At 55.5% G+C, this 2,745-nt stretch carries 1 other annotated feature (only partly in view).

What is annotated here, in order from left to right:
• Positions 1–2,701: a sequence feature (mutual gap in cmsearch alignment for this rRNA model is longer than 100), on the top strand; it begins 231 nt to the left of the window's first position.
• Positions 2,702–2,745: the final 44 nt, after the last annotated feature.

Here is a 2,745-nt window from a genome sequence, read left to right as displayed (position 1 = left end):
TACCCAAGTAGCAGCGGGCCCGTGAAATCTGCTGTGAATCTGTCGGGACCACCCGATAAGCCTGAATACTCCCTGGTGACCGATAGCGGACTAGTACCGTGAGGGAAAGGTGAAAAGTACCCCGGGAGGGGAGTGAAATAGTACCTGAAACCGTGCGCTTACAATCCGTCAAAGCTGGTGAACAGTTTACTGTTGCTGGTGATGGCGTGCCTTTTGAAGAATGAGCCTGCGAGTTAGTGGCATGTCGCGAGGTTAACCCGTGTGGGGTAGCCGTAGCGAAAGCGAGTCCGAATAGGGCGTATCCACGTGAGTGGTGTAGTGGCGTGTTCTAGACCCGAAGCGGAGTGATCTACCCATGGCCAGGTTGAAGCGACGGTAAGACGTCGTGGAGGACCGAACCCACTTAGGTTGAAAACTGAGGGGATGAGTTGTGGGTAGGGGTGAAAGGCCAATCAAACTCCGTGATAGCTGGTTCTCCCCGAAATGCATTTAGGTGCAGCGTCACGTGTTTCTCACCGGAGGTAGAGCTACTGGATGGTCTAGGGGGCCTACAAGCTTACCGAAATCAGCCAAACTCCGAATGCCGGTGAGTGAGAGCGTGGCAGTGAGACTGCGGGCGATAAGGTTCGTAGTCGAGAGGGAAACAGCCCAGATCGCCAGCTAAGGTCCCTAAGCGTGTACTAAGTGGAAAAGGATGTGGGGTCGCGAAGACAACCAGGAGGTTGGCTTAGAAGCAGCCACCCTTGAAAGAGTGCGTAATAGCTCACTGGTCAAGTGATCCTGCGCCGACAATGTAGCGGGGCTCAAGTACACCACCGAAGCTGCGGCACTCACACAATAGCCCCATGCAAGTCTGCGGATTTGTGTGCAGGTGTGTGGGTGGGTAGGGGAGCGTCGTGCAGCCATGGAAGCATCGGAGTGATCCAGGTGTGGAGGCTGCGCGAGTGAGAATGCAGGCATGAGTAGCGAAAGACGAGTGAGAAACTCGTCCGCCGAATGACCAAGGGTTCCTGGGCCAGGTTAATCCGCCCAGGGTGAGTCGGGACCTAAGACGAGGCCGACAGGCGTAGCCGATGGACAACGGGTTGATATTCCCGTACCCGTGTAACCGCGCCCATGGTGAATCAGTGACACTAACCACCCTGAATCCATATGACTTGCCGCCTTCGGGTGGCCGGCGTGTGGTGGATGCGTGGGACCTGATCTGGTAGTAGCCAAGCGATGGGGTGACGCAGGAAGGTAGCTGGGCCAGTCAGTGGTTGTACTGGTGTAAGCCTGTAGGGCGAACGGTAGGCAAATCCGCCGTTCATCGAGCCTGAGAGGTGATGCGTAGCCGATTGAGGCGAATTCAGTGATCCTATGCTGCCGAGAAAAGCCTCTAGTGAGTTGTTACACGGCCCGTACCCCAAACCGACACAGGTGGTCAGGTAGAGAATACTAAGGCGATCGAGATAACTATGGTTAAGGAACTCGGCAAAATGCCCCCGTAACTTCGGGAGAAGGGGGGCCCTGTCCGGTGATCACTCTTGCAGTGTGAGCTGGGTGGGGCCGCAGAGACCAGTGAGAAGCGACTGTTTACTAAAAACACAGGTCCGTGCGAAGTCGTAAGACGATGTATACGGACTGACGCCTGCCCGGTGCTGGAAGGTTAAGAGGACCGGTTAGCTCGTAAGAGCGAAGCTGAGAATTTAAGCCCCAGTAAACGGCGGTGGTAACTATAACCATCCTAAGGTAGCGAAATTCCTTGTCGGGTAAGTTCCGACCTGCACGAATGGCGTAACGACTTCTCAGCTGTCTCAACCATAGACTCGGCGAAATTGCATTACGAGTAAAGATGCTCGTTACGCGCGGCAGGACGAAAAGACCCCGGGACCTTCACTACAGCTTGGTATTGGTGTTCGGTTCGGTTTGTGTAGGATAGGTGGGAGACTGTGAAGCGGTGACGCCAGTTACTGTGGAGTCGTTGTTGAAATACCACTCTGATCGTATTGGATACCTCAACCTCGGACCATGATCTGGTTCAGGGACAGTGCCTGGTGGGTAGTTTAACTGGGGCGGTTGCCTCCTAAAATGTAACGGAGGCGCCCAAAGGTTCCCTCAGCCTGGTTGGCAATCAGGTGTCGAGTGCAAGTGCACAAGGGAGCTTGACTGTGAGACTGACAAGTCGAGCAGGGACGAAAGTCGGGACTAGTGATCCGGCACCGGCAAGTGGAAGCGGTGTCGCTCAACGGATAAAAGGTACCCCGGGGATAACAGGCTGATCTTCCCCAAGAGTCCATATCGACGGGATGGTTTGGCACCTCGATGTCGGCTCGTCGCATCCTGGGGCTGGAGTAGGTCCCAAGGGTTGGGCTGTTCGCCCATTAAAGCGGCACGCGAGCTGGGTTTAGAACGTCGTGAGACAGTTCGGTCTCTATCCGCCGCGCGCGTAAGAAACTTGAGGAAGGCTGTCCCTAGTACGAGAGGACCGGGACGGACGAACCTCTGGTGTGCCAGTTGTTCCACCAGGAGCACCGCTGGTTGGCTACGTTCGGAAGGGATAACCGCTGAAAGCATCTAAGCGGGAAGCCTGTTCCAAGATGAGGTTTCTCACCCCCTCGAGGGGGTAAGGCCCCCGGCAGACCACCGGGTTGATAGGCCAGAACTGGAAGTCGGGTAACCGATGCAGGTGACTGGTACTAATAGGCCGAGGACTTACCACAAAGAAGCTACGCGTCCACTGTGCAATATCTGAAACAACACACG

The organism is Rhodococcus cercidiphylli (genome assembly GCF_033042225.1).
In the GTDB taxonomy this organism is placed as follows: domain Bacteria; phylum Actinomycetota; class Actinomycetes; order Mycobacteriales; family Mycobacteriaceae; genus Rhodococcoides.
The sequence above is the reverse complement of the archived record's forward strand: the minus strand, read 5'-3'. Positions and strand labels throughout refer to the sequence as shown.